1 protein-coding gene is annotated in these 1,442 nt (G+C 65.7%); it reads left to right on the top strand.

Annotation, left to right across the window (positions count from 1 at the left end):
• The coding region (gene tkt, locus ACJ8J5_RS24725; protein WP_442520505.1) for a transketolase at positions 1 to 1,442 on the top strand (1,442 nt) is incomplete at both ends.

Below are 1,442 nucleotides of genomic sequence, written 5' to 3'. Positions count from 1 at the left end.
CTGCACCTCACCGGCTACGACCTGCCGATGCGCGAGCTGGAGAACTTCCGTCAGCTGCATTCCAAAACCCCGGGGCACCCGGAGTACGGCTACACCCCAGGCGTTGAGACCACCACCGGTCCGCTGGGCCAGGGTATCGCCAACGCCGTCGGCTTCGCCATCGCCGAACGCACCCTGGCGGCGCAGTTCAACCGCCCTGGCCACGACATCGTCGACCACCACACCTACGCCTTCATGGGCGACGGCTGCATGATGGAAGGTATCTCGCACGAAGTCTGCTCCCTGGCCGGCACCCTCAAGCTCGGCAAGCTGACCGCCTTCTACGATGACAACGGCATCTCCATCGACGGCCACGTCGACGGCTGGTTCACCGACGACACCGCCCTGCGTTTCGAAGCCTACGGCTGGCACGTGGTGCGCAACGTTGACGGCCACAACCCGGACGCCATCAAGGCCGCGATTGAAGAAGCCCGCAAGGTGACCGACAAGCCGTCGCTGCTGATGTGCAAGACCGTTATCGGCTTCGGTTCGCCGAACAAGGCCGGCACCCATGACGTGCACGGTGCCGCGCTGGGCGCCGCCGAAGTGGCCGCCACCCGCGAAGCGCTGGGCTGGAAATACGCCGCCTTTGAAATCCCGCAGGACATCTACGCCCAGTGGGACGCCAAAGAAGCCGGTCAGGCCAAAGAAGCGGCCTGGAACGACAAGTTCGCCGCCTACGCCAAGGCCTTCCCGGAACTGGCTGCCGAGTTCAAGCGCCGCATGAACGGCGAGCTGCCGGCCGACTGGAAAGCCGACGCCAAAGCGTTCGTGGAAAAACTGCAGGCCAACCCGGCCAACATCGCCAGCCGCAAGGCGTCGCAGAACGCGCTGGAAGCGTTCGGCAAGGTGCTGCCGGAGTTCCTGGGCGGCTCTGCCGACCTGGCGCCGAGCAACCTGACCATGTGGTCCGGCTCGAAAGCGCTGAACGTTGACCCGGCGGGCAACTACATTCATTACGGCGTGCGCGAGTTCGGCATGACCGCCATCACCAACGGCATCGCGCTGCACGGCGGCTTCCTGCCGTACTCGGCGACCTTCCTGATGTTCGTGGAATACGCCCGCAACGCGGTGCGCATGGCGGCACTGATGAAGCTGCGCAACGTGTTCGTCTACACCCACGACTCCATCGGTCTGGGCGAAGACGGCCCGACCCACCAGCCGGTGGAGCAGCTGGCGAGCCTGCGCGTGACCCCGAACATGAGCACCTGGCGCCCGTGTGACCAGGTGGAATCGGCGGTGGCGTGGCAGTACGGTATCGAGCGCAACGACGGTCCGACCACCCTGGTGTTCTCGCGCCAGAACCTGACCCAGCAGCCGCGCAGCGCAGAGCAGCTGGCGAACGTGTACCGCGGCGGCTACGTGCTGAAAGACTGCGCGGGCACGCCGGACGTCATCCTGAT

This window comes from Serratia sp. CY43202 (genome assembly GCF_052168755.1).
GTDB classification, from domain to species: Bacteria; Pseudomonadota; Gammaproteobacteria; order Enterobacterales; family Enterobacteriaceae; genus Serratia; species Serratia bockelmannii.
Note: the sequence above shows the minus strand (reverse complement) of the source record. Positions and strands in the feature narration are given on the sequence as shown.